At 60.2% G+C, this 24,455-nt stretch carries 18 protein-coding genes; 16 read left to right on the top strand and 2 right to left on the bottom strand.

Annotated features, from left to right (window positions below):
- Nucleotides 1-133: 133 nt before the first annotated feature.
- From KGB18_RS24100 to KGB18_RS24070, 7 genes are all read left to right on the top strand, one after another.
- Nucleotides 134-1,114 (top strand): quinone oxidoreductase family protein, encoded by a 981-nt coding sequence (locus tag KGB18_RS24100; RefSeq protein ID WP_123721010.1) that lies wholly within the window; start codon nt 134-136, stop codon nt 1,112-1,114.
- A 14-nt stretch (nt 1,115-1,128) separates the two neighbouring features.
- Nucleotides 1,129-1,977, top strand: a complete 849-nt coding sequence (locus tag KGB18_RS24095; RefSeq protein ID WP_123721011.1) for a TauD/TfdA dioxygenase family protein — start codon at nt 1,129-1,131, stop codon at nt 1,975-1,977.
- Nucleotides 1,978-2,063: 86 nt separating this feature from the next.
- On the top strand, nt 2,064-3,116 hold the full coding sequence (locus tag KGB18_RS24090) for a 3-keto-5-aminohexanoate cleavage protein (protein WP_123721012.1): 1,053 nt from the start codon (nt 2,064-2,066) through the stop codon (nt 3,114-3,116).
- A 92-nt stretch (nt 3,117-3,208) separates the two neighbouring features.
- On the top strand, nt 3,209-4,540 hold the full coding sequence (locus KGB18_RS24085) for an MFS transporter (protein ID WP_223570590.1): 1,332 nt from the start codon (nt 3,209-3,211) through the stop codon (nt 4,538-4,540).
- Nucleotides 4,537-5,199, top strand: coding sequence for a DsbA family oxidoreductase (locus KGB18_RS24080; protein WP_223570589.1), 663 nt, complete (start codon nt 4,537-4,539; stop codon nt 5,197-5,199). Before KGB18_RS24085 ends, KGB18_RS24080 begins: the two co-directional genes overlap by 4 nt.
- Entirely contained in the window at nt 5,196-5,522 is a 327-nt protein-coding gene (locus KGB18_RS24075; RefSeq protein ID WP_123721015.1) for a Rieske (2Fe-2S) protein, read from the top strand. The genes KGB18_RS24080 and KGB18_RS24075 overlap by 4 nt, the downstream gene beginning before the upstream one ends.
- Nucleotides 5,519-6,529: a YeiH family protein gene (locus tag KGB18_RS24070; protein ID WP_123721016.1), complete on the top strand. Its 1,011-nt coding sequence runs from the start codon at nt 5,519-5,521 to the stop codon at nt 6,527-6,529. The genes KGB18_RS24075 and KGB18_RS24070 overlap by 4 nt, the downstream gene beginning before the upstream one ends.
- 286 nt (nt 6,530-6,815) lie before the next feature.
- Here the strand turns inward: KGB18_RS24070 and KGB18_RS24065 are convergent, their stop codons facing one another.
- Nucleotides 6,816-7,868, bottom strand: a complete 1,053-nt coding sequence (locus KGB18_RS24065; RefSeq protein WP_123721017.1) for an AraC family transcriptional regulator — start codon at nt 7,866-7,868, stop codon at nt 6,816-6,818.
- Between the two features lie 355 nt (nt 7,869-8,223).
- Here KGB18_RS24065 and KGB18_RS24060 point away from each other — a divergent pair, with 355 nt between their 5' ends.
- The 7 genes from KGB18_RS24060 to KGB18_RS24030 all read left to right on the top strand — a co-directional run bounded on the left by KGB18_RS24060 (nt 8,224) and on the right by KGB18_RS24030 (nt 19,551).
- On the top strand, nt 8,224-8,790 hold the full coding sequence (locus tag KGB18_RS24060; protein ID WP_223570588.1) for an RBBP9/YdeN family alpha/beta hydrolase: 567 nt from the start codon (nt 8,224-8,226) through the stop codon (nt 8,788-8,790).
- A gap of 127 nt (nt 8,791-8,917) precedes the next feature.
- Nucleotides 8,918-10,930, top strand: coding sequence for a DUF1302 domain-containing protein (locus KGB18_RS24055; protein WP_201060026.1), 2,013 nt, complete (start codon nt 8,918-8,920; stop codon nt 10,928-10,930).
- A 41-nt stretch (nt 10,931-10,971) separates the two neighbouring features.
- On the top strand, nt 10,972-12,330 hold the full coding sequence (locus KGB18_RS24050; RefSeq protein ID WP_201060027.1) for a DUF1329 domain-containing protein: 1,359 nt from the start codon (nt 10,972-10,974) through the stop codon (nt 12,328-12,330).
- 150 nt (nt 12,331-12,480) lie between these two features.
- Entirely contained in the window at nt 12,481-13,554 is a 1,074-nt protein-coding gene (locus KGB18_RS24045) for a WD40/YVTN/BNR-like repeat-containing protein (RefSeq protein WP_223570587.1), read from the top strand.
- Nucleotides 13,555-13,585: 31 nt separating this feature from the next.
- On the top strand, nt 13,586-16,102 hold the full coding sequence (locus KGB18_RS24040; RefSeq protein WP_223570586.1) for an efflux RND transporter permease subunit: 2,517 nt from the start codon (nt 13,586-13,588) through the stop codon (nt 16,100-16,102).
- A gap of 7 nt (nt 16,103-16,109) precedes the next feature.
- Entirely contained in the window at nt 16,110-17,888 is a 1,779-nt protein-coding gene (locus KGB18_RS24035; RefSeq protein ID WP_223570585.1) for an acyl-CoA dehydrogenase C-terminal domain-containing protein, read from the top strand.
- Nucleotides 17,889-17,907: 19 nt separating this feature from the next.
- The gene (locus KGB18_RS24030; RefSeq protein ID WP_223570584.1) at nt 17,908-19,551 is read left to right on the top strand and encodes a fatty acid--CoA ligase; all 1,644 of its coding nucleotides are present in this window, start codon (nt 17,908-17,910) and stop codon (nt 19,549-19,551) included.
- 307 nt (nt 19,552-19,858) lie between these two features.
- On the opposite strand, the gene bamA is transcribed toward KGB18_RS24030, so the two are convergent.
- Entirely contained in the window at nt 19,859-22,225 is a 2,367-nt protein-coding gene (bamA, locus tag KGB18_RS24025; RefSeq protein ID WP_223570583.1) for an outer membrane protein assembly factor BamA, read from the bottom strand.
- Nucleotides 22,226-22,448: 223 nt separating this feature from the next.
- On the opposite strand from bamA, the gene KGB18_RS24020 reads away from it, so the two are divergent.
- Nucleotides 22,449-23,132, top strand: coding sequence for a response regulator transcription factor (locus KGB18_RS24020; RefSeq protein WP_052965321.1), 684 nt, complete (start codon nt 22,449-22,451; stop codon nt 23,130-23,132).
- Nucleotides 23,129-24,391 carry an ATP-binding protein gene (locus KGB18_RS24015; RefSeq protein WP_223570582.1) on the top strand — a complete coding sequence of 421 codons (1,263 nt, stop codon included), beginning with the start codon at nt 23,129-23,131 and terminating at the stop codon, nt 24,389-24,391. Before KGB18_RS24020 ends, KGB18_RS24015 begins: the two co-directional genes overlap by 4 nt.
- Nucleotides 24,392-24,455: the final 64 nt, after the last annotated feature.

Raw genomic sequence — 24,455 nt, 5'->3', positions numbered from 1 at the left:
ATGCAACGCACACTGTCATGAAATGAAAAGCCATTGTCGTCTGATGAGAAGCGACTCGCCAGACGGCGTCCTACAGTCCAATCAGCGCAATTCGACGCAGCACGCCCAACTTGAGACTGGAGAATAAGAAAAAATGGCCAAAGCCGTACGCTTCTACGAAACCGGTGGTCCCGAAGTCCTTCGTTATGAAGAGGTCGAAGTCGGCGATCCCGGTCCAGGCCAGGTTCGTCTTCGTCATGTGGCGGTGGGCCTGAACTATGCCGACACCTACTTTCGCAATGGCACTTACCCGATCCCGATGCCCAACGGCATGGGGGTTGAAGCCTCCGGTGTGGTCCAGGCCATCGGCGAAGGGGTGACCAACGTACAAGTCGGTGATCGCGTTACTTACACCGGTTTTCTCAATACCTTGGGTGCCTACAGCACCGAGCGTCTGATCCCGGCCGCGCCGCTGATCAAGCTGCCGGAAACCATCAGTTTCGAGACCGCCGCGGCCATGACCATGCGCGGCCTGACATCGTCGTACCTGATGCGGCGTATTTACGACTTCAAGGCCGGCGACAGCATTCTGTTGCACGCCGCTGCCGGTGGTGTAGGCCTGATTGTTTCGCAGTGGGCCAAGCTGCTCGGTCTGAACGTCATTGGCACCGTGTCTACCGAGGCAAAGGGTGAAATTGCCCGGGCCCATGGCTGCGAGCATGTCATCAACTACAGCCATGAAGACGTCGCCCAACGCGTTCGCGAGCTGACGGACGGCGTGGGGGTCAACGTGGTGTTCGACAGTGTTGGCAAGAACACCTTCATGGGCTCCCTGGATTCGCTCAAGCGCCGCGGCCTGATGGTGTGTGTCGGCACGGCATCCGGTCCGATCCCGGCCTTCGATCCGGTACTGCTGGCGATGAAAGGCTCGCTGTTCATGACGCGTCCGGCCCTGGCCGATTACATCGCCGACCCGGCGGAAAAAGCCGTGTTGGCGGGTGAGTTGTTCGACCATGTCGGCAGCGGTCGGATCAAGATCGAGATCAACCAGCACTATGCTTTGCAGGATGCCGTGCAGGCCCATCGCGACCTGGAATCACGCAAGACCACGGGCTCATCGATTTTCGTCATTTAAGGGAGTCGTCTGCCATGAAAGTCGAACAATTGACCTGCAGCATTGGCGCGGAGCTGGTGGGCGTCAACCTCGCCGACGCGGTGCATGACGACGGTCTTTTTGCCGAGATTCGTGCTCAGCTGCTCAAGCATCGGGTGGTGTTTCTGCGTGATCAGGACATCACTCGCGCCGAGCATGTGGCATTCGCCCGGCGCTTTGGCGAGCTGGAGGATCATCCGGTGGCCGGCAGTGATCCGGATCATCCAGGGCTGGTGCGCATCTACAAGCGGCCGGACCAGCCGATGGACCGTTACGAAAACGCCTGGCACACCGACGCTACCTGGCGCGAGGCGCCGCCGATGGGTTGCGTGCTGCGCTGCGTAGAGTGCCCACCGGTGGGCGGCGACACCATGTGGGCCAACATGGTCGAGGCTTATGCGCGCTTGCCGGAAGACGTGAAGGTGAAGATCGCCGACCTGCGCGCCCGCCACAGCATCGAAGCGAGTTTCGGTGCCGCCATGCCGATCGAAAAGCGTCTGGCGCTCAAGGCGATGTACCCGGATGCCGAGCACCCGGTGGTGCGCACCCACCCGGAAACCGGGGAAAAGGTGCTGTTTGTCAACGCCTTCACGACGCACTTGAGCAACTACCACACCCCCGAGCGGGTGCGCTTCGGCCAGGACGCCAACCCGGGCGCAAGTGAGCTGCTGCGCTACCTGATCAGCCAGGCCTACATCCCCGAGTATCAGGTGCGCTGGCGCTGGAAACCCAACAGCATCGCCATCTGGGACAACCGCAGTACCCAGCACTACGCCGTCATGGATTACCCGCCGTGCCATCGCAAGATGGAACGCGCCGGCATCATCGGCGACAAGACTTACTGATCGACCGCCGCTGCATTCGCTCTCGTAGACATGCCTGCCCGGCACGATCTGGGCGTGCGTAACAATCATAAGAACAGGAGTAACTCATGCAATTCTTCGACGATTCCCTGCACCCGGAAAATATGGAAAAGGTGGTGATCACCGTGGCCCCGTATGGCCCCGAATGGATGCCGGAAGATTTCCCTGAAGACATCCCGCTGACCATGGACGAGCAGGTGCAGAAGGCGGTTGATTGTTATGAGGCGGGCGCAACGGTATTGCACCTGCACGTGCGTGAATTGGACGGTAAGGGTTCCAAGCGTCTGTCCAAGTTCAATGAGTTGATCGCCGGTGTGCGTGAAGCCGTGCCGGACATGATCATCCAGGTCGGTGGTTCGATTTCCTTCGCCCCCGAAAGCGATGGCGAAGCCGCCAAGTGGCTGTCTGACGATACGCGCCACATGCTGGCCGAGCTGACGCCAAAACCGGATCAGGTCACGGTGGCCATCAACACCACCCAGATGAACATCATGGAGCTGCTGTATCCGGAATACCTGGAAGGCACGTCCCTGGCCAATCCTGCCTATCAGGCGGCCTACAGCGAAATGACCGTACCGGCGGGCCCGGCCTGGGTCGCGGAACACCTCAAGCGTCTGATGGACAACGGTATCCAGCCGCACTTCCAGCTGACCGGCATGCATGCCATGGAAACCCTTGAGCGCCTGGTGCGCAAGGGCGTCTACAAGGGCCCGTTGAACCTGACCTGGATCGGTATCGGCGGCGGTTTCGATGGCCCCAATCCGTTCAACTTCTTCAACTTCATCCACCGCGCGCCGGACGGTTGCACCCTGACTTCCGAGTCGCTGCTCAAGAACGTCATGCCGTTCAACACCATGTCGATGGCCATGGGGATGCACCCGCGTGTGGGCAATGAAGACACTATCATTGATCACAAGGGCGATCGTTTCGGCTCAGTTGCGCAGATCAAGCAAACCGTACGCATCGCCCATGAACTGGGTCGGGAAATCGCCACGGGCAAAGAAGCCCGCGCGATCTATCGCATCGGTGTGCAGTACCAAAGCATCGAAGAAACCCTATTGGCCAATGGCATGGCCCCCAACCGCAAGGCCGGGCAGAAAGGTGTGCCGCAACGCGGCTGATCGGCAGACGACGCGGGAGGTCAATGGCTTCCCGCTCGCTGCATTGCAACACGCTTGATAACAACAATAAAACAAAGCTTTGAGGAGGCTGCATGGCCTTTCACCCAATCGCCGCAGACGATGATGACTGCAGTGGCGTCGGCGTTGCGCGCAAGTATGCCTGGATCGTCTTTGCACTGACGTTCGGCTTGTTGATTTCCGATTACATGTCGCGTCAGGTACTGAACGCGGTGTTCCCGATGCTCAAGGGCGAATGGGCCCTGAGCGACGGTCAGCTCGGCCTGCTCAGTGGCATTGTCGCCCTGATGGTGGGGCTGCTGACAATTCCCCTGTCATTGCTGGCGGATCGCTTCGGCCGGGTCAAGAGCCTGGCGCTGATGGCTTTGCTGTGGAGTCTGGCCACGCTGGGCTGCGCGTTGGCGCAGGACTATCAGCAGATGTTCATTGCACGGTTCATGGTCGGCGTCGGCGAAGCGGCGTACGGCAGCGTCGGGATCGCGGTGGTGATTTCGGTGTTTCCCAAACACATGCGTGCAACCCTGGCCAGTGCCTTTATGGCGGGTGGCATGTTCGGTTCGGTATTAGGTATGGCACTGGGCGGGGCAATCGCCGCCAAGCTTGGCTGGCGCTGGTCGTTCGCCGGCATGTCGCTGTTCGGCCTGCTGCTGGCGGTGCTTTACCCGATCATCGTCAAGGAAGCACGCATTGCGCCGCAACGTGCCGCCCAGGTGGCGAACAAAACGGCTGCTGCGATCAAGCGTCCTTTGCGCACGCTGTTTTCCAGCCGCTCGGTGATCGCTGCCTACATCGGCAGTGGCTTGCAACTGTTCGTCGGCGGCACCGTCATTGTGTGGATGCCCAGTTACCTCAATCGTTATTACGACATGGCCACGGACAAGGCGGGCGGCGTCGCGGCGATCATCGTGCTGTGCAGCGGTGCGGGGATGATCCTGTGCGGCATGCTCAGCGATCGACTGTGTCGCCATTCGCCGGAGCGCAAAGTCGCTTTGGCCATCGCCTATTGCCTGGGCAGTTGTCTGCTGTTGTCGGCAGCGTTCGCCCTGCCGGCAGGGCCTGTGCAATTGGCGCTGATCTGCCTGGGCATGTTGATTGCCGCCGGCACGACCGGCCCTTGCGGAGCCATGGTTGCCAACCTGACCCATTACTCGGTCCACGGCACGGCGTTCGCCACGCTGACCCTGGCCAACAACATGCTGGGGCTGGCGCCTGGGCCGTTCATCACCGGCAGGGTGTCCGACCTCATCGGCTTGCAGGCCGCTTTTCAAATGGTGCCACTGGTCAGCATCGCGGCAGCGGCCGTGTTCTTTTATGCCAAGTGTCACTACCACAAGGACATCGCCCGGCTTCGAGGCGAGCAAGTCCACGATTCGATTGGCAAAGCGGCGTTAGAGGTGAAGTTGTGAGTGGTCGTTTACGTATTGATGTGTTCTTCGATTTTATCTGCCCGTGGTGCCTGATCGGCAAGCGTCAACTGGAGCGCGCGCAAGACCAGCTGCGTGTCCAGCAGCCCTGCGTGGAAATCATCACGGTGTGGCACGGGGTGCAATTGCTGCCGCAGCTGCCGGCACAGGGTGAACCCTTCGCCGAGTTTTATCGCAAGCGTCTGGGTAGCCCTGAAGTTGTAGCGATGCGCCAGGCCCAGGTGCAGCAGGCCGCCATGGACGTTGGGCTGGCCATCGATTTGAGCCGCATCACGACGATGCCCAACACCGCGGACGCCCATCGTCTGCTGGAGCGTGTCAGCGTGTTGGGCAATGTTGAGCTGCGTGATGCCTTGCTTGAGCGTTTGTTCGCGGCGTATTTCCAGAACGGCGAAGACCTGGGTTGCCGTGAGACCTTGATCGCCATCGCCCGGTCGTGCGGCGTTGAAGCGGGCGCCGTGTCTGACTGCTTGCTGGGCGACGCCAGTCCCTTTGATGGTTTCCCCTGGGCCACCAACGGCGTGCCCAGTTTTCGGTTCGACAATCGCCTGACGGTGGTGGGCGCACAGCCTGCCGAAGCGCTGCTTGATGCCATGTGCGAAGCCTTGCTCAAAAATGCTCATGAGCGGCAACCGATATGAGTCTTCGTATCCCCGTGCCTGCCGGAAAACTCCCGCAGGCGGGTGGTCGTGCGCTGTTCGAATTCGATGGCAAAAGCCTGGCGTTATTCAACATCGAAGGTGACCTGTTCGCCATCGACGACAGTTGCCCGCACCAGGGCGCCTCGCTGTGTGGCGGGCGCCTTGAGGGGCGAGTGATTCAGTGCTGCGCCCATGGCCTGCGCTTCGATTTGCGCAGCGGTTACTTGCTCAATTCAACCCAGCTCAAAGTCGCCAACTACCCGGTCGAGATCATCGACGGCCAGGCATTTATCGTCATCGTTCCCGAGGAGTCCGTGCCATGAGCGCTATCGCTCTTACCCGTATCCATAGCCGAACGCGCGAACTGGCGCCGGGTTTTGTCGTCAGCCTGATCGTGGCGGCGGCTGCGTCCTTTTTGTCCGAGCATTACGGCGCGCCGGTGATGCTGTTTGCCTTGCTGTTGGGCATGGCGCTGAACTTCCTGGCCGGTGACGGCGCCTGCAAGGCGGGCATCGAGTTCACCGCACGCACGGTGTTGCGCATTGGCGTGGCGTTGCTGGGCATGCGCATCACGCTCGAACAGATTGCCGCGCTGGGCTGGAAGCCTGTGGCGCTGGTGGTGATTGTTGTGGTGGTGACGATCGGCGTTTCGGTGATCGCGGCAAAGGCGCTGGGATTCCAGCGTTTGTTCGGCATGCTCACCGGTGGGGCTACTGCGATTTGTGGTGCGTCGGCCGCGTTGGCGCTGGCGGCGGCATTGCCGAACCATCCGCAGAAAGAACGCGCAACGTTATTCACGGTGATCGGGGTGTCGGCGCTGTCGACCCTGGCGATGATCGTGTACCCGATGATTGCCAACTGGCTGTCGTTGTCGCCGCAAGTGGCGGGCGTGTTCTTGGGGGCGACCATCCATGATGTCGCCCAGGTGGTCGGTGCCGGTTACAGCATGTCGACCGAGACCGGCGATACAGCCACGGTGATCAAGCTGATGCGGGTTGCCATGCTGCTGCCGGTGATCGTCTGCGCCGCCATGATTACCCGCATGCAGGGCGCCGACCCGGCCGGCAAACGACCGCCGCTGCTGCCATGGTTTGCCGTCGGGTTTCTGATTCTGGCGTGTATCAACAGCACCGGCTGGATAGCCCCGGTGGTGCAGGGATCGGTCAATGAATTGTCGCGCTGGTGCCTGGTGGTTTCCATCAGCGCCCTGGGCATGAAGACCCAGCTCAAGGAGCTGGCCGCTGTCGGCATCAAGCCCATCCTGCTGATGGTGGGGGAGACGGTGTTCCTTATCGTGCTGGTGCTGTTGTTGCTGCGCTGGGGGCTGTAAGACCGTTAAAAAATACTGGCTGCGGCGCACTTTTTGTAGCAGCTGGCGCAGCCTGCGTTCGAGGACGAAGTCCTCGCAAATCCGGTATGCGCGGGTTGACTGACACACCGCGTTGCATGGTTTTACGACTGCTTCGCAGCCGAACGCAGCCTCGCGGGCTCGGCAGCTGCTACAGGGCCGCACTGCGTTGACTCCTCGGCCGGTGCTATAAACACCGGTTCTTTTGCGGCGACTGTACCAGCAGTCGCCGCTTTTTTTTTCATGCCCTGCGTCTGTTGCGTCCGGTTCAGGGCTCGCGGGAGCCGGGCAGGGTGGTCAAGTCCGGCGGAGCTTTGACGGTGTGCTTTTGCGCGCTGCGCCATGCGGCGGGCGGCATGCCGAACTGGGTGATGAACCAACGGGTGAAGGAACTCGCCATCGAATAGCCGAGCATGTCGGCAATGCGCCCTAGCGAATAATTCGGGTTTTCCAGGTAGCGCAACACCAGGTCGCGGCGCACGTCGTTGATCAGGTCGTTGAAGGCGCAGCCGTCGTCTTTCAGGCGACGTTGCAGGGTGCGTACGTTCATGCCCTGGGTCTGGGCGATCTGCTCGATGGTGGCGCGTCCCATCGGCAGCAGCAGGTAGATGGCTTTGCGCACCTCGAACAGCATCGAGGGACCTTCGTGACTCAGCAGCGAGTCGAGGTAGCTCTGGGCATAGCGCGCCATGGCCGGGTCGGCATTGGGGTTGGTCACGTCGAGGCTGGCGTCGGAGCAGACAATGCCGTTGAACTCGCTGCCGAATTCCAGCTTGCAACCGAACAGGCGGCGATGCAGTTGCAGGTTGTCGGGAGGCTGGTGCGTGAAGTTGACGCTGTAGGGATGCCAGTGGGTGCCGAGCAGGGCGGCGCACAGGCGGAACATCACCCCGATGGCCAGTTCATTGGCTTGCCGGCAAGGCATCGGCGATTCAGTAACCACCTCTTCGCGAATGATCACCATCTTGCCGGCCTCTTCGATGAAGAGGGCCAGCGAGTCGTTCATCAGATGACGGTAATGCACCAACACTTGCAACGCATCTCGCAGCGTTCGCTGGTGGCTGAGTAACAAGCTGACCACACCGAAGTCCGAGAGCTGGCGCGACTCAGCCATGCTCAGGCCGAAGCTCTGGCAGCCACTGGCGGCGGCCGAATCTTCCAGCAGGCGTACGGCGGCATCAATGGGGATGCGGTGTTCGGGCGCTTGCAGCAGCGCTTTGCTCAGGCCGACGCCGGCCAGCACATCGCGCGGATTGAACCCCAGGTACTGGGTGACCTCCAGGTAGTTGGTCAAGACGGCGGCGCGAACAAGCTTGGGCATGCGAAGGTCTTTCCTGGGCCGGTTGCGATTCAGATGAGCGTGGCGACTATATCCAGCACATCAGCAATTGAACAGTTGTGACGTTGTCGAGGGCGCTCGCCCGATTCTGTCCAGAATCACCTCCGTTGTTGTCGAGCAATCGACGCTCACCCATTGATTACAGTGACCCACAGCGAAGCTGCGGGGTTTTTCGACCAATGGTCGGGGCACGCCAACACCTGGAAATTTGTCATGAAAAGAAAAGTGCCTGACGTCCAATGAAAAGCACCTCGGGTGGGCGCTCTTTAATGTCAGTCCTACAAAAAGCCCCTGGCGATAGAGCCAGTCGAGTCATCGAGAAAGCGAAGGTGTTGAAGTGGACAAACTGCAAACTGTCGCAACCGTTCTGATCGTACCGGGTCTGCGTGAGCACGTTGCCGAGCATTGGCAAACGCTGCTTGAGGCAAGGCTCTGCAAGGTGCGCAGTGTGCCGCCGCTGGAAACCGACAAGCTCGATTGCACCAAGCGGGTCGAAGCGATTCAGCGCGAGCTGGAGCAGATCGAAGGGCCGGTGATTCTGGTTGCTCACAGCGCCGGTGTGCTGATGGTCGCGCACTGGGCTGCGCAGCACAGTCGGCCGATCAAGGGCGCGCTGTTGGCTACGCCTCCGGATCTCGATGCTCATTGGCCGCAAGGCTACCCATCCGCTGAAACCCTGCGCACCCAGGGTTGGAATCCTCTACCAAAAGGGCCACTGCCGTTCCGCAGTCTGGTGGCCGCCAGTACCAACGACCACCTCGCCAGCCTGGACGCCGTCACTCGACTGGCTGAGGGCTGGGGCAGCGAACTGCTCAACGTGGGCGAGGTGGGTCATCTCAATCCGGTTGCAGGGTTTGGCCACTGGCCGCAAGCCGAAGCACTCATCCTGGCGCTGGATAGCTAGTTCAGGCGCCGGTTGGCCCCAGCCATCCGGCATTTGCCCTCACTCCTGAAAAACGCAAATCCCTGGAACAAGGGTTGCGCGAGGGCGGCTGCGCTTAAAACAAATACAAAAAGGCGGAGACAACGCAATGCACAACAATAAGAGTCACGGGTTCGCACCCTCGCGTTACACCTTGTTGGCCTCGGCCATTCTGGCCGCCGCCGTGCCGGTCGCGCAGGCGGTCGAACTCGACACAGGTAACCCGGACTGGACCGTGCGTTTTGATAACACCGTGAAGTACAACTACGGCGTACGCACCGAAAGCGCCGACAAGCGCATGTTGGCGACACCGAACAACAACGATGGCGACTACAACTTCCGCAAGGCCGGGACCAACATCACCAACCGTGTTGACCTGTTGACCGAAATGGATGTCGTCTACCAGAACCACATGGGCTTTCGCGTCAGTGCCGCCAGTTGGTACGACAGGGCGTACGAGAACACCGGTTCCAATTCCAACCCGTTCGTCAACGGCAATGACGCACGGTCGGGTCTGGTCGCCAACGATCCGCGCCTGGCCGGGGTCACCGGCGACAATGTCGGCAATGGCAGCCCGCACCTGAGCAACTACGCCCAGCGTTACTACACCGGTCCTTCCGGCGAAATCCTCGATGCCTTCGTGTTCTACAGCACCGAAGTGGGCGAGGAGTCGCTGTTGAGCGTCAAGGCCGGTCAACACAACGTGTTCTGGGGTGAAACCATCCTCAACCCGGTGCACTCGATCAGCTACGGCCAGTCCGGCCTCGACCTGGCCAAACTGGCCGCATCGCCGGGAACTGAAGCCAAGGAACTGTTCGTTCCGCGTAACCAGTTGTCGATGTCGTTCACGGTCAATCCCGAGTTGACCGTGGGCGCTCAGTATTTCCTCGATTGGGATGCCGCCCGCCTGCCTGAAGCCGGTACTTACTATGGCGGCTCCGATCTGGTCGGCTTCGGTGCGCAGTCGTTCCTGTTGGGCAACACCAATGGCGTGGTGCCGGGCAGCCCACTGGGTTGTGGTCTGGCGCCCTGCAACGGGCTGACCAATGTGCGTCGCGGTCACGACCTGACGCCGGACAAGCGCGGAGACTGGGGCGTGATGGCCAAGTGGTCGCCGGCCTGGCTGGATGGCACCCTCGGTGTTTACTACCGCAATACGTCGGAAATCCTGCCGCAAGCCTGGCTGAACGCCACCGGGCTGACCTCGGCCAATCCCAACGGTACCCCGCCTGCCGGCATGGTGCCGGCGGTGGTCAACACCCTAAATTCGTTGAGCACCAGCACCTATCAATTGGCCTATGCCGACAACATTCAGATCTTCGGCCTGAGCCTGTCCAAGGATGTGGGCGGTATCAGTGTGGGTTCAGACCTGAACATTCGTCACAACATGCCGCTGGCCAGTATTCCAGCCGTTGTCAGCTCGACAGGGCCGCGGGGTTTGGGCGCAGGTCTTGGGCTGTTGCCGGCCCGCACGGCGGCCACCGGGGTGATCTACGACACCCCGCAAAAGGGCGACAGCATGAGTGCCACTGGTGACACGTTGCACTGGACGCTCAACGGCCTGATGACCTTCCCGAAAACACCGGTGTTCGATTCGGCCAGCCTGCTCGCCGAGTTGTACTACAGCAACCTGCTCAAGCTCGATAGCAAGAACGAAGCGCTCTACAAGGGCAAGGACACCTATCGCGGCATCGACCAGCCAACCCGGGACAACTGGGGCATCGCGGTCAACTTCACGCCGACCTGGTACCAGGTGTTTCCCGGCGTCGATCTCAACGCACCGATGTCCATCAACGTCGGCCTTGACGGCGTGTCACCGGTGTCTGGTGGCGGTGCCAAAGACACCGGCAACTATGCCGTGGGCGTGGGTGCCGTTGTGTACAACAAATACTTCATCGACCTGAAGTACGTGGACTCCTTCGGCAAGACCGACAAGTGCGACGCCAGTGGTCTGAGCACCGGTGCGGCCAATGCCGGCAGCGGCGACGGCTCCACACCCAATGCCTTTAGCGGCAATGAAAACTACGCGTGCTACGGCGGTGGCTACTCGGCCTTCTCCGGTGGTGGTGCCACGACTGAGGACCGTGGCGCCGTTTACCTGACGATGAAAACCACTTTTTGATTCACCACTGATTTGCTCAATGCAAGCAGGAGAATAACAAGATGAAATTCGCAAAAACCGTGTTGGCCGCTTCGCTGGCCATGGTCCTTGCCGCCCAGGCACAGGCCGCTGTTTCAACTCAGGACGCTGCCCGGTTGGGCAGCAGCCTGACCCTGGTGGGGGCCGAAAAGGCCGGGAACGCTGATGGTTCCATCCCCGCCTATGACGGTGGCTTGACCACGCCGCCGGCCAGTTTCAAATCCGGTGACAGCATGCGTCCGGATCCCTTCGCCAACGAAAAACCATTGCTGGTGATCGATGGCAAAAACGTCGATCAGTACAAGGGCTTGCTCAGTGCAACCACGGCGGAACTGGCCAAGCGTTTCCCAAGCTTCCACGTCAATGTCTACCCGACCCACCGTACAGTCTCTTTGCCCAAGGCTGTGCTGGACAATGGGGTGAAAAATGCCACCGGCGCCAAATCCCTTGAGGGTGGGTTGGCCGTCGATAACGTGCTGCCCGGCGTGCCGTTCCCGATTCCGCAGTCGGGCAACGAGGCGATGTGGAACTTCCTGTTGCGTTATCAGGGCGTCAACATCAACTCCAAGTACGACTCCTGGAACGTCGATTCCGCTGGCGTGCCGACCCTGGCGACCACCGGGCAGGCGTTCATTTCCTATCCGATCTACGAGAACCTCGCGCAGCCGATCAGCAGCGCCGACGTGTACTACCAGATGAAGCTGTCCTATACCGGGCCTGCGCGCCGGGCCGGTGAAGCGGTGATGCTCAAGGACGCCGCCAACCCGCTGCAGCAACCGCGCCGCGCCTGGCAATACTTGCCTGGCCAACGTCGGGTCAAGCTGGCACCGAACCTGGCTTACGACACGCCTAACCCTGGCACCGCCGGTGCCGGCACCTACGACGATGTTTTCGTGTTCAACGGGGCGCTGGACCGCTACGACTGGAAGCTGGTGGGCAAGCAAGAAATGATCGTGCCCTACAACACCTACAAGCTGACCTACGCCCAGGATCCCAAGTCGCTGACCACTGCCAATCACCTGGCACCGGATTATGTGCGTTGGGAAAAGCACCGGGTCTGGGTGGTGGAGGGCAACCTCAAGTCCGGCGCCCGACACATCTATCAGAAGCGTCGCTTCTACCTCGATGAAGACAGCTGGACCGCTCTGGCCTCTGACCAATACGACGCTCGTGGTCAGCTGTACCGTGGCTCGTTCGCGTTCCTCAGCCAGAGCTACGACAAGCAGATCCCGGACTCCACGCCCTTCATGATCTACGACCTGGTGGGTGGCTCTTACAACATCAACGGTGTGGTCGGCCCTTACGGCGGCATCAAGTACATCGATCCGCTCTCCAAGGCGCAGTGGTCGCCTGAGTCCCTGGCCGGTAGCGGGATTCGCTAAGCAAACCGTGACAAAGCGTCTGTTCGGTCTGCTGCCTGCAAGGCAGGGGACCGCACGACGGTCGGCGCATGCCGATCGTTGCGGGCGCCAGGTTGGAACGTCAGGCACACGGACGTGTGTCCCGGCGCGGTTATCCGAAGAGGACGCGGTATGTGTTCGTACAAGAATTACCTGCAGCTGGCGCTCGGCGCTCTGCTTGCAACGTTGCAGGGCCTGAGCCAGGCGTCCGCTTATGTCGACGTGCTGGATCTGCCGGCCAGGGTCAGCGCCTTGGCCGCCAACAGCCCGTTATCCGGTATGGCTCGCGCCGGCGATCGTCTGATCGCAGTCGGGCAGCGTGGCCACATTCTGTATTCCGATGATGCCGGCAAACACTGGCAGCAGGCGGCGGTGCCGGTCAGTGCCGACCTCAATGCCGTGAGTTTTCCTTCCGCCACCCAAGGCTGGGCGGTGGGCGGCGACGGCGTGGTGTTGCACAGCAGTGACGCTGGCGCGACCTGGCGCAAACAACTGGACGGCCGCGAGATCGGTGCCTTGCTGGTCAAGCATTACGGCGCGTTGGCCAGTGCAGAACCGGGCAACGAGCAATGGCCACTGCTGGTTGCCGAAGGTGAGCGCCTGATGGCGCAGGGGGCCGACAAACCGTTGCTCGATGTCTGGTTCGCCAACGACCGCCTCGGCTATGTGGTCGGGGTGTTCAACCTGATCCTGCGCACCGAAGACGGCGGCCAGAGCTGGACACCGTTTCAGGACCGCACCGACAACCCGCAGGGCTTTCACCTCAACGCCATCGCCTCTACCGGCGATGCGCTGTACATCGCCGGAGAGCAGGGTCTGCTGCTCAAGTGGAATGACACCCAACAGCGGTTCGCTGCCGTGCAGACACCCTATCAGGGCAGTTTTTTCGGTGTGCTCGGCAAGCCCGGCGAAGCGCTCGTCTACGGCTTGCGCGGCAATGTGCTGCGCAGCACCGATGGCGGTCACAGCTGGACCCCGCTGAAGAATGGCCTGCACGTCAGCATCACCGCCGGCATCGTCGATGCCCATGGTAATTACCGCTTGTTCACCCTGGGCGGGCAGATGCTGGTCAGCCAGGGCGCAGGTGCGCAATTGCATCTGGTTCAGCAACGGGCACCGACACCGGTGACCGGCGCCACTCAGTCCGCCGACGGTGCTCTGGTGGTGGTTGGCAGCCGTGGTGCACGGATGCTGTCCGTTGAATAAGCCCTCGAACCCTTAGAGCGAGAACCCAGACATGGGCCATACCAAACAAGAAACCATGCCGGTGATCCGCGATCTGCGGGATTTCGACCGCCATTCCGGCAATCGGTTGGAGCGGTTGGTGTTCAACTATCGCCCGCTGTTCATGCTGCTGATGGCGCTGGCCACCGTGGTGCTGGGCTACATGGCCGCGACTCGCCTGGAGCTGCGTCCCAGTTTCGAAAAGATGATTCCGCAGAGCCAGCCGTACATTCAGAATTTCCTGGAAAACCGTCAGTCGCTGCGCGGTTTGGGTAACTCGGTACGGGTGGTGGTGGAGAACACTCAGGGCGATATTTTCGACCCCGCTTATCTTGACGTACTCAAACAGGTCAACGATCAGCTGTTCGTCACCGAAGGCGTCGACCGCGCCTGGATGAAGTCGTTGTGGAGCCCGGCGGTGCGCTGGACCGAAGTCACCGAGGAAGGTTTTCAGGGTGGCCCGGTGATGCCCGATACCTACCAGGGCAAGCCTGAAGAAATAGAACAGCTGCGCCAGAACATTTCCCGCGCCGGTATCGTCGGCAGTCTGGTGGCCAGCGACTACAAATCGAGCATGCTCATTGTTCCGCTGCTGGACAAAGCCACGGCCAGCGGTCAGCGCATCGACTACCACGCCTTTTCGCAAATGCTCGAGGAGCAGTTGCGCGACAAGATCGAGTTCGCCGGTGACAGCGCGGCACGCAAGGCCGGGGAGGAGGGCAAGGGCCAGTACAAAGTCCGGGTGATCGGTTTCGCCAAACTGATGGGCGACCTGATCGACGGCCTGATTCAGGTGATGATGTTCTTCGGCCTGGCCGTCGTCACGTCGCTGATCATCATTTACGCCTACACCCGATGCGTGCGCAGCACCTTGCTGGTGGTCGGCTGCTCGCTGATCGCGGTGGTCTGGCAACTCGGCATCGTCGCCTGGCTCGGCTATGCCATCGACCCATACTCAGTGCTGGTGCCTTTCCTGATCTTCGCCATCGGTGTGTCTCACGCGGCGCAGAAAATGAACGGCATCATGCAGGACATCGCCCGTGGCACCCACAAGCTGATCGCCGCACGCTACACCTTTCGCCGCCTGTTCATTGCCGGCGTCACCGCGTTGCTGGCCGACGCTGTCGGGTTCGCGGTGCTGATGTTGATCGACATTCCGGTGATCCGCGACCTGGCGATCACTGCCAGTATCGGTGTGGCGGTGCTGATTTTTACTTCGCTGTTGCTGATGCCGGTGGCGCTGTCTTATGTCGGCGTCGGCACCAAGGCTGCCGAGCGTGCGCTGAAAATCGACACGCGTGCAGAAGGGCATAAAGGCTTCGGCAAACTGTGGGACTTGCTCGACCGCTTCACGACACGCAAATGGGCCACGGGGGCAGTATTGGTCGCGGTGCTGATGGGCATCGGCGGCTTCATGGTCAGTTTGCAGCTGAAGATCGGCGACCTGGAAAGTGGCGCGCCGGAATTGCGTGCCGACTCTCGCTATAACCGTGACAACGCCTACATCACCAGCCACTACGCGCTGTCCAGCGACCTGTTCGCGGTGATGATCAAGACCGCGCCGGAAGGCTGCTTGAACTACAAGACGCTGGTTCTCGCCGACCGTTTGGCCTGGGAGCTGCAGCAGTATCCGGGCGTACAGGCCACGGCTTCGTTGGTCAACGCGGTGCGCCAAATCACCGCCGGCACTTATGAAGGCAACCCCAAGCTCAACAGCATCCAGCGCAATCAGGACGTGCTGAACTACGCCGCGCAGCAAGCCTCGGTCAACTCCCCGGAGTTGTTCAACACCGATTGCTCGTTGATGCCGGTGATCACCTTCCTCAAGGATCACAAGGCCGAGACGCTGGATGCCGTGGTGGGCATCGCGGAAAAATTCGCCCGGGAGAACAACAGCGAAGATCGCCAGTTCCTGCTGGCGGCCGGGTCGGCCGGAATTGAGGCGGCGACCAACATTGTGGTGCGCGAGGCCAATCGCACCATGCTGCTTTACGTCTATGCGGCGGTGACGCTGTTCTGCCTGATCACCTTCCGCAGCTGGCGCGCGACCCTGGTCGCCCTGTTGCCACTGGTGCTGACCTCGATCCTTTGCGAGGCGTTGATGGTGGCCATGGGCATTGGCGTGAAGGTCGCGACTCTGCCGGTGATCGCATTGGGTGTGGGCATCGGCGTGGACTACGCCTTGTACCTGCTCAGCGTGCAGTTGCATTACCAGCGCCAGGGCCTGCCGCTGAGTCAGGCTTACCGCAACGCCGTGTCGTTTACCGGTCGGGTGGTGGGCCTGGTGGGCATCACTCTGGCGGCGGGCGTTGTGTGCTGGGTCTGGTCGCCGATCAAGTTCCAGGCCGACATGGGCATCCTGCTGACCTTCATGTTCCTGTGGAACATGCTCGGCGCGCTGATCCTGATTCCAGCCCTGTCGTACTTCTTGCTACGTCACCCGGTTCCACAAGCCCAAGTGGCGCAAACCGGTGAAACCGGTACATCCCAACGTCAGGACATGTCGCATGCCCTGACCACTTCCGAGTAAGCCAACAATGTCTGATTACAAAGCTCCTTTGCGCGACATGCGCTTCGTACTCAACGAGGTCTTCGAGGTGTCCCGGCTATGGGCCCAATTGCCTGGCATGGCCGAGGTGATTGATGAAGAAACGGCCGCCGCCATTCTTGAAGAGGCCGGCAAGATCAGCGCCGAAGTGATCGCGCCGCTGAACCGCAGCAGCGACGAGCAGGGCTGCACCTGGAGCAACGGCGCGGTCAGTGCGCCGGACGGCTTTGTCGCGGCCTACCAGGCATTCGCCGAAGGCGGTTGGGTGGGTGTTGGTGGCGATCCGCAGTTCGGTGGCATGGGCATGCCCAAGGCGATTTCGGCTCAGGTCGAGGAGATGGTCAACTCGGCGAGTCTGTCGTTTGGTCTGTACCCGATGCTGACCGCCGGTGCGTGCCTGTCGATCAATGCCCACGCCAGTCAGGAACTCAAGGAACGCTATCTGCCGAACATGTATGCCGGCACCTGGACCGGCTCGATGTGCCTGACCGAGGCGCATGCCGGCACTGACCTGGGCCTGATTCGCACCCGAGCCGAACCCCAGGCCGACGGCAGTTTCAAGATCAGCGGCAGCAAGATCTTCATCACCGGCGGCGAGCACGACCTGACCGAAAACATCATTCATTTGGTGCTGGCCCGGTTGCCGGATGCACCGGCCGGTCCCAAGGGAATTTCGCTGTTTCTGGTGCCCAAGGTGCTGGTCAATGACGATGGCTCGCTGGGCGAGCGCAATTCGCTGTCCTGCGGTTCCATCGAGCACAAGATGGGCATCAAGGCATCCGCCACCTGTGTGATGAATTTTGACGGGGCGACAGGCTGGATCGTTGATGCGCCGAACAAGGGCCTGGCGGCGATGTTCACCATGATGAATTACGAGCGCCTTGGCGTAGGCATCCAGGGCCTGGCGTTGGGTGAGCGCTCATACCAGAACGCAATCGAATACGCCCGTGATCGTCTGCAAAGTCGTTCACCGACTGGCGCGCAGAACAAGGATAAAGCCGCCGACCCGATCATCGTGCACCCGGATGTACGACGCATGCTGTTGACCATGAAAGCCTTGAACGAGGGCGGGCGTGCGTTCTCCAGCTACGTGGCGCTGCAACTGGATACTGCCAAGTACAGCGATGACGCGGCAACCCGCACCCGCGCCCAGGAACTGGTGTCGCTGCTGACCCCGGTGGCCAAGGCGTTTCTCACCGACATGGGGCTGGAAACCACGGTGCACGGCCAGCAGATCTTCGGCGGCCACGGCTACATCCGCGAGTGGGGCCAGGAGCAATTGATTCGCGATGTGCGCATTACGCAGATCTACGAAGGCACCAACGGTATCCAGTCACTGGATCTGGCCGGGCGCAAAATCGTCGGAAGCGGCGGGGCGCTGTACCGGCTGTTCGCTTCGGAAATCCGCAAATTTACCGCCAATGCCTGCGCTGACCTCGGCGAGTTCACCAAACCGTTGAACGCCGCTGTCGACACCCTCGACGAACTGACCGCATGGCTGCTGGACCGAGCCCAGAGCAACCCGAATGAAATCGGCGCGGCTTCGGTCGAGTACCTGCACGTGTTTGGCTACACCGCGTACGCCTACATGTGGGCACGAATGGCCAAGGCTGCCATGAGCACGCATTCCAAAGACGATTTCTACGTCAGCAAACTGGCTACCGCGCGCTTCTACTTCGCCCGTCTGCTGCCACGCATCCACTCGTTGAGCGCGTCGGCCAAGGCTGGCAGCGAATGCCTCTACGAGCTGGACGCAGCGCACTTCTGAAAGGACAAGGAACCCAACCATGATGGCGACAAAAATAATTCCGCCCGCCGATGGCGCCTATGCCTATCCCTTGCTGATCAAGCAATTGTTGCTGTCTGGCGTGCGCTACGAACCGGGCCGGGAAATCGTCTACGCCGACAAACTGCGCTACAGCTACCAGACCCTCAACCAGCGGATCCGCAGGCTGGCCAACGCCTTGACCGCTGCCGGCGTCAAGGCCGGTGATACCGTGGCCTTGCTCGACTGGGACAGCCATCGCTACCTGGAATGCTTCTTTGCGGTACCGATGATCGGCGCGGTGCTGCATACCGTGAACATTCGTCTTTCGCCGGATCAGGTGCTCTTCACCATGAACCATGCCGAGGACGATCTGGTGCTGGTGCATGATGATTTCCTGCCGCTGGTTGAACAGATTCAGGGGCGGCTTGAAACCGTCAAAGGTTACCTGCAGCTCACGGACGACACAGCAATCGATACGTGGTTACCGGTGCTGGGGGAATATGAAAACGTATTGTCCAGGGCCGCAGACCAGTACGACTTTCCCGATTTCGATGAAAACTCGGTGGCGACCCTTTTCTACACCACGGGCACCACTGGCGACCCTAAAGGCGTGTATTTCACCCACCGCCAATTGGTCCTGCACACCTTGAATGCCGTGGGCACTTTGGGCGTCTATCAAGGCCTGCCGTTGCTGCGTTCCGATGATGTGTACATGCCCATCACCCCGATGTTTCACGTGCATGCCTGGGGTGTGCCTTATGTCGCCACCCTGATGGGGCTCAAGCAGGTGTACCCCGGCCGCTACGAACCCAACAGCCTGGTCAGGCTGTATCGTGAGGAAAAGGTCACTTTTTCCCACTGCGTGCCGACCATTCTGCAGATGATCTTGAGCTGCGAGGAAGCGGGACAGACCCGTTTCGATGGCTGGAAAATGCTCTTGGGTGGCAGCGCACTGACGCTGGGAATTGCCAGCGAAGCGAGCGCCCAAGGTATTCAGGTGCACAGCGGTTACGGCATGTCGGAAACATGCCCATTGCTGTGCCTGACGTACCTGCGTGATGAAGACCTCGAACAATCCACGCAAGCCCAACTGGCCACCCGCATCAAGACTGGCACGCCGGTGCCGATGGTCGACCTGAAAATCATCGATGCCAATGGCAATGACGTTGCCCATGACGGCGAGTCTCTGGGCGAGATCGTGGTGCGCGCACCCTGGCTGACCCAAGGCTATTTGAAGGAGCCCGAAAAGGGCGCCGAGTTGTGGCACAACGGCTGGATGCACACCGGCGATCTGGCCTCTATCGACGCCTTGGGAGGAGTGGAAATCAAAGATCGAATCAAGGATGTCATCAAGACGGGAGGGGAGTGGATCAGCTCCCTGGAACTGGAAAGCCTGATCAGCGAACACGCGGCGGTGATGTCGGTCGCGGTCGTGGGCATTGCCGATGAGCAATGGGGTGAACGGCCGATGGCGCTGGTGGTGTGCGAGCCTGGGCAATATCTCGACCGCAAGATCCTGGAGGTGCATCTGCAAGGATTTGTCGAGCGTGGCCGCATCAACAAATGGGCGATCCCCAAGCAGTTCAAGTTCGTCGCGCAGATTCCTAAAACCAGCGTTGGGAAGATTGATAAGAAGCTGATTCGGGAAAGCGAATTGGGGTGAAAGGCGCGGTGGATGCTACGTCAACCCTGACTACTCGTACTACCGATCAATCAAGCTCGCCAAAGTTGTAATGCTGTTCATTCAGGCGAGACTCTTCAGTCATGCTGACCTTTGTGGCGAGCGAGCTTGCTCGCGCCGGGCTGCGTAGCGGCCCCGAAAATCTGACAACCATTGCCGATTTTTGTGAGTGCTACGCACTCAAGCGGGAGCAAGCTCCCTCGGCACAAGTTTCTCACTGACTCAAGACTCTCTTAAGTGAACAGTATTACGCCAGGGTTGGCGCTTTCTCATACCTTCACTTACCTGATCAAAACGTCTGCCCCATAGAGAACTGAAACACTTGCGTATCCGCGTTATCAGGCGTTTGAACCGGAAACGCCAGGTTGACGCTCAAGGGACCCAATGGGCTGTACCAAGTGACGCCAACACCCACGGAACTGGCCATCTGGTTGAGGTCGACACCGTCGCAAGCCTGGGTGGTGCTCAGGTAGCACTTGTTTGAGTAGACGCTACCGACGTCCCAGAAAATTGAGGTGCGCAGGGATTTATTGTCTTTGATAAAGGGCAACGGAAACAGGTATTCCACGCCGCCGGTGATGAGGATGTTGCCGCCCAGTGCTTCGGTGTCCCGATCGGAATAATACGTCTGTCCGGCACTGGCATACGTGCCAGTGGCCGGGGTGTTGCGCGGGCCGAGGGTGCCGCTTTCAAAGCCGCGCACCGAGCCCTCGCCACCGGCGGTGTAGTTTTCATAGAACGGCAGACCGTCTGTTGAGCCATAGCTGTTGCCATAGCCGAGCTTGGTATGGAACCGCAGCGAGGTGGCGTCGCTGACCGGCAGGAAGGTCTGTCCCGTGTAATCGATCTTGTAGAAACTCAGGTCACTGCCGGGTACCGTCACCGTCAGGTTCAGGTTTTGCGAATGTCCGCGGGTGGCCAGCACGCTGCGGTTCAGGGTCGATTCCGACCAGCCGAGATTGGCCTTGAAGTTGGTGAACTCCTTGCCCTCACGTTCGATAAAGTCGTAGATCTCATCGGCGCTGTAGGTGCCTGGATCGATGCTGTCATGTTGCACAGTCAGGCCGAAATTCAGCCGTGAGGTTTCATTGATCGGGTAACCGATGGTGGTGCCGGCGCCATAGCTATTGATGGAATAGTACGAAACACCGTCATCGTAATAATCGTTGTAGTCGGTGGCGTTGTAGAACAGGTTGTAGCCCAGGCTCACGCCGTCCGGCGTGAAGTAGGGGTTGGTAAAACCGAAATTGTACTTGTTTTGATATCCCGAGCGGGTAAGGCCCAGGCTGGCGTAATTACCCGTGCCCAGGAAGTTGTTCTGGGTAATCGAACCACCGAGGATAAGACCTGAGCTCTGGGCAAAACCGACGCTGGCGGTGATCGAACCGGACGCCTGTTCTTCGACGCCGTAGTTCACATCGATCTGGTCATCGACGCCCGGCACGGCCGGCGTCTCGACGTTGACTTCCTTGAAGAAGCCCAGACGTTCCAGGCGCGTCTTGGACTGGTCGATCAGGTTGGTCGAAGCCCAGCCACCTTCCATCTGACGCATCTCACGGCGCAGTACCTTGTCGTCGGTCTTGGTGTTGCCCCGGAAGTTGATGCGGTTCACGTAGGCACGCTTGCCCGGATCCACGGCGAACGTGATGTCTACGGTGTGGTCATCATTGTGCGGGGTCGGTACGCCGTTGACGTTGGCGAAGGTGTAACCCTCGTTACCCAGGCGACGGGTGATCAGTTCGGACGTAGTGGTCATCAGCTTGCGCGAGAACACCTGGCCTTTCTGAACCAGCAGCAGGGACTTGACCTGGTCTTCAGGGACTTTCAGGTCACCGCTGAGCTTGACGTCACGAACGGTGTACTTCTCGCCTTCATTGATGTTGACGGTGATATAGACGTGTTTCTTGTCCGGGGTGATGGACACCTGGGTCGAAGCGATATCCATATTGATATAGCCGCGATCCAGATAGTAGGAACGCAGACGCTCCAGGTCACCGGAGAGTTTTTCACGGGCGTACTTGTCATCGTTCTTGAAGAACGACAGCCAGTTGCTGGTCTTGAGGGTGAATTGATCGGTCAATTGTTCTTCGGTGAAAACGGTATTGCCCACCACGTTGATGTGCTGGATGGCCGCAACGGCGCCTTCGTCTATCTTGATTTTCAGGCCCACACGATTGCGCGGTTGCGCGATCACCTCGGCATCGACCGACGCCGAGTAGCGACCCTGAGCGACGTATTGCCGCTGCAGCTCATTACGCACACCTTCGAGGGTGGCGCGCTGGAAGATTTCGCCTTCGGCCAGACCGGATTGCTTGAGGCCCTTCATCAGGTCTTCAGTGGAGATCGCCTTGTTGCCTTCGATCTCGATACTGGCGACCGAGGGCCGCTCGACTACAGTGATGACCAGGACATCACCCTCATGCCCCAGTTGGATATCTTGAAAGAAACCGGTCTTGAATAGCGCACGGGTGGACTCCACCAAGCGGCGCTCATCGGCGTCATCACCGACGTTCAATGGCAAGGCACCGAACACACTCCCGGCGGAAACCCGCTGAAGGCCGTTGATGCGAATATCGGAAATTTTGAAGCCTTGAGCATGCACCAGTGTGGCATTGAGTAGCAGTGCAGCCGAGCAGAGCAGGCGCGAAAAATTCATCAAGATCTTATCCAGAACACATCGACAAGCAGCGTAGGCGGGCGCGGATATCTCACAGTAAGACGAGTCCGCGGAGCGAGCAGGCTGGTGGAGGTGAAGCATAAAAGCTCGGTGCGTTTGGTGCGGTTAACCAAGTGTCAAGTTAGGTAAAGGTTCGCCCCGGGGCGATGACGGTGTGCAGTGCAAGGGCGATAATGCGTGGACACACACTCAAGAGCTCCCCATGATCTCCGTATTGCTAGTCGACGATGACCAGGAACTGACTGGAATGCTCAGCCAATACCTGGAGCGTGAAGGCTTTGAGGTGACAGCAGTGCACACGGGCGAGGAGGGTGAGGTCCAGGCGCTGTCCGGGCGCTACAGCATCGTGGTGCTGGACGTGATGCTGCCGCGGCTGTCGGGTATCGAGGTGCTCAGGCGCATTCGGGCCGTGAGCCAGGTGCCAGTAGTGTTGCTCACCGCCCGAGGCGACAACATAGACAAGATCACCGGCCTGGAACTGGGCGCCGATGATTATGTGCCCAAGCCCAGCTCACCGGGGGAATTGGTGGCACGTTTGCGGGCAATCATGCGCAGGGTGCAGCCGGTGGATCAGCCAACCACAGAAGTGATCAGGACCGGCCCGCTGGTCTTGTGGCCCGGCAAGCGTCAGGCCCTCTGGCAGGGGCGCGAGCTGGGGGTGACCAGTACCGAGTTCAGCTTGCTCGAAGAACTGGCCCGTTGTGCCGGGCAGGTGGTGAGCAAACAGGATCTGTCGCTCAATGCCTTGGGGTGTCCCTTGACTCGCTACGACCGGCGTATTGACGTGCACATCAGCAGCATTCGCCAGAAGCTGGGACCGCGCCCCGACGCCAAAGCCTGGATTCAGAGCGTGCGTGGCCTCGGTTACCTGTTGATCGCCGAATGATGAAACCCAGCCGACTGTTCTGGAAACTGTTCCTGGCGTTTTGGCTCGCCACCAGCCTGACGTTTTTTGTCGGGTTGGGCGTTCTGGTGCTGGGCAGTTTCAGGCCCGGTGATCCTCATCTGGAAGCGATCCTTGCCAGCGAAGAACAGCTGCTGCGCCAGTTTGGTGTCGAGTCGGGCCGGCAGCTGCTGACGGTGTGGGAGCACCCCGGAGACCAGGCCATTGGCGTGTATGACAGTGCAGGCCAGCTAGTGGCGGGGTCGCCGGTTCCACAACCGGCTTATGAGCGATCGGTCATCAGCAAGGACGGTATTGCGCTGTCGCTCAGGTCTACACATGCCCTTGGCAAAGAAGGTGACAGGGGGCCGGGGCGCTCGATTCCGTTGTTCATCGGCACGGTGATGAGTGCGCTGTTCAGCGGGTATCTGGCGTACTACCTGGCATGGCCGTTGGCCTATCTTCGGCGGGCCATGAGCGACGTGGCCCAGGGGCGTTTCGAAACCCGGGTCAAGCCGATGATGGGGCGACGCCGTGATGAAATCGTTGATCTGGCCGAGGATTGCGATCGAATGGCCAACCAGTTGAAGCTGCTGGTGGAGGCTCAGCAACATCTGCTGCACGACATTTCTCACGAACTGCGTTCACCGTTGACGCGCATGCAAGCGGCCATCGGGCTGTTGCAGCAAGATCCTGCACGCCTGGAAATGGTGGAGCGCATCGATCGCGAGTCGGTGCGCATGGACACGCTGATCGAGGCGTTGTTGACCCTGGCGCGCATGCAGGGTCGGCCCGAGAGTATCGAGTGCGAGCCAATCGATATCGTCGAGTTGCTGTCGGTGATCGTCGAGGACGCTCAATTCGAGGCGCAAATGAAAGGTTGCCGGGTGAGCCTGCAGGCGTGTCCGGCCTTTGTCAGTCGTGCCAGCGGCGAACTGCTGTATCGGTGTTTCGAGAACGTCATTCGAAACGCGGTGCGCTATACCAGGCTGAGCACGGCTGTTGCTGTCGTGGCGCAGGTCAATCTCGACGCAGACTACCTGACGGTGCAGATTACCGATCGGGGGCCGGGTGTTGAAAACGAGCGACTGCAGGACATTTTCCATCCGTTCGAGCGCGGCCTGAACGAGACCAGTGCCGGTTTCGGGCTGGGCCTGGCGATCGCTTCAAGGGCTGTGGAGATACACGGCGGCACGATTATGGCGCGCAACGAGTCGTCCGGTGGGTTGACTGTGGAAATCAGCTTGCCCCATCGGGCGTGATCTTTACACGATATTACATTGGCTTGACGGCCCTGTACGCCCCGCCTCAGTAGACTTTCCGCTC

Origin of the sequence: Pseudomonas sp. BF-R-26 (assembly GCF_019947395.1) — a bacterium.
GTDB lineage: Bacteria > Pseudomonadota > Gammaproteobacteria > Pseudomonadales > Pseudomonadaceae > Aquipseudomonas > Aquipseudomonas farris.
The sequence above is the reverse complement of the archived record's forward strand: the minus strand, read 5'-3'. Positions and strand labels throughout refer to the sequence as shown.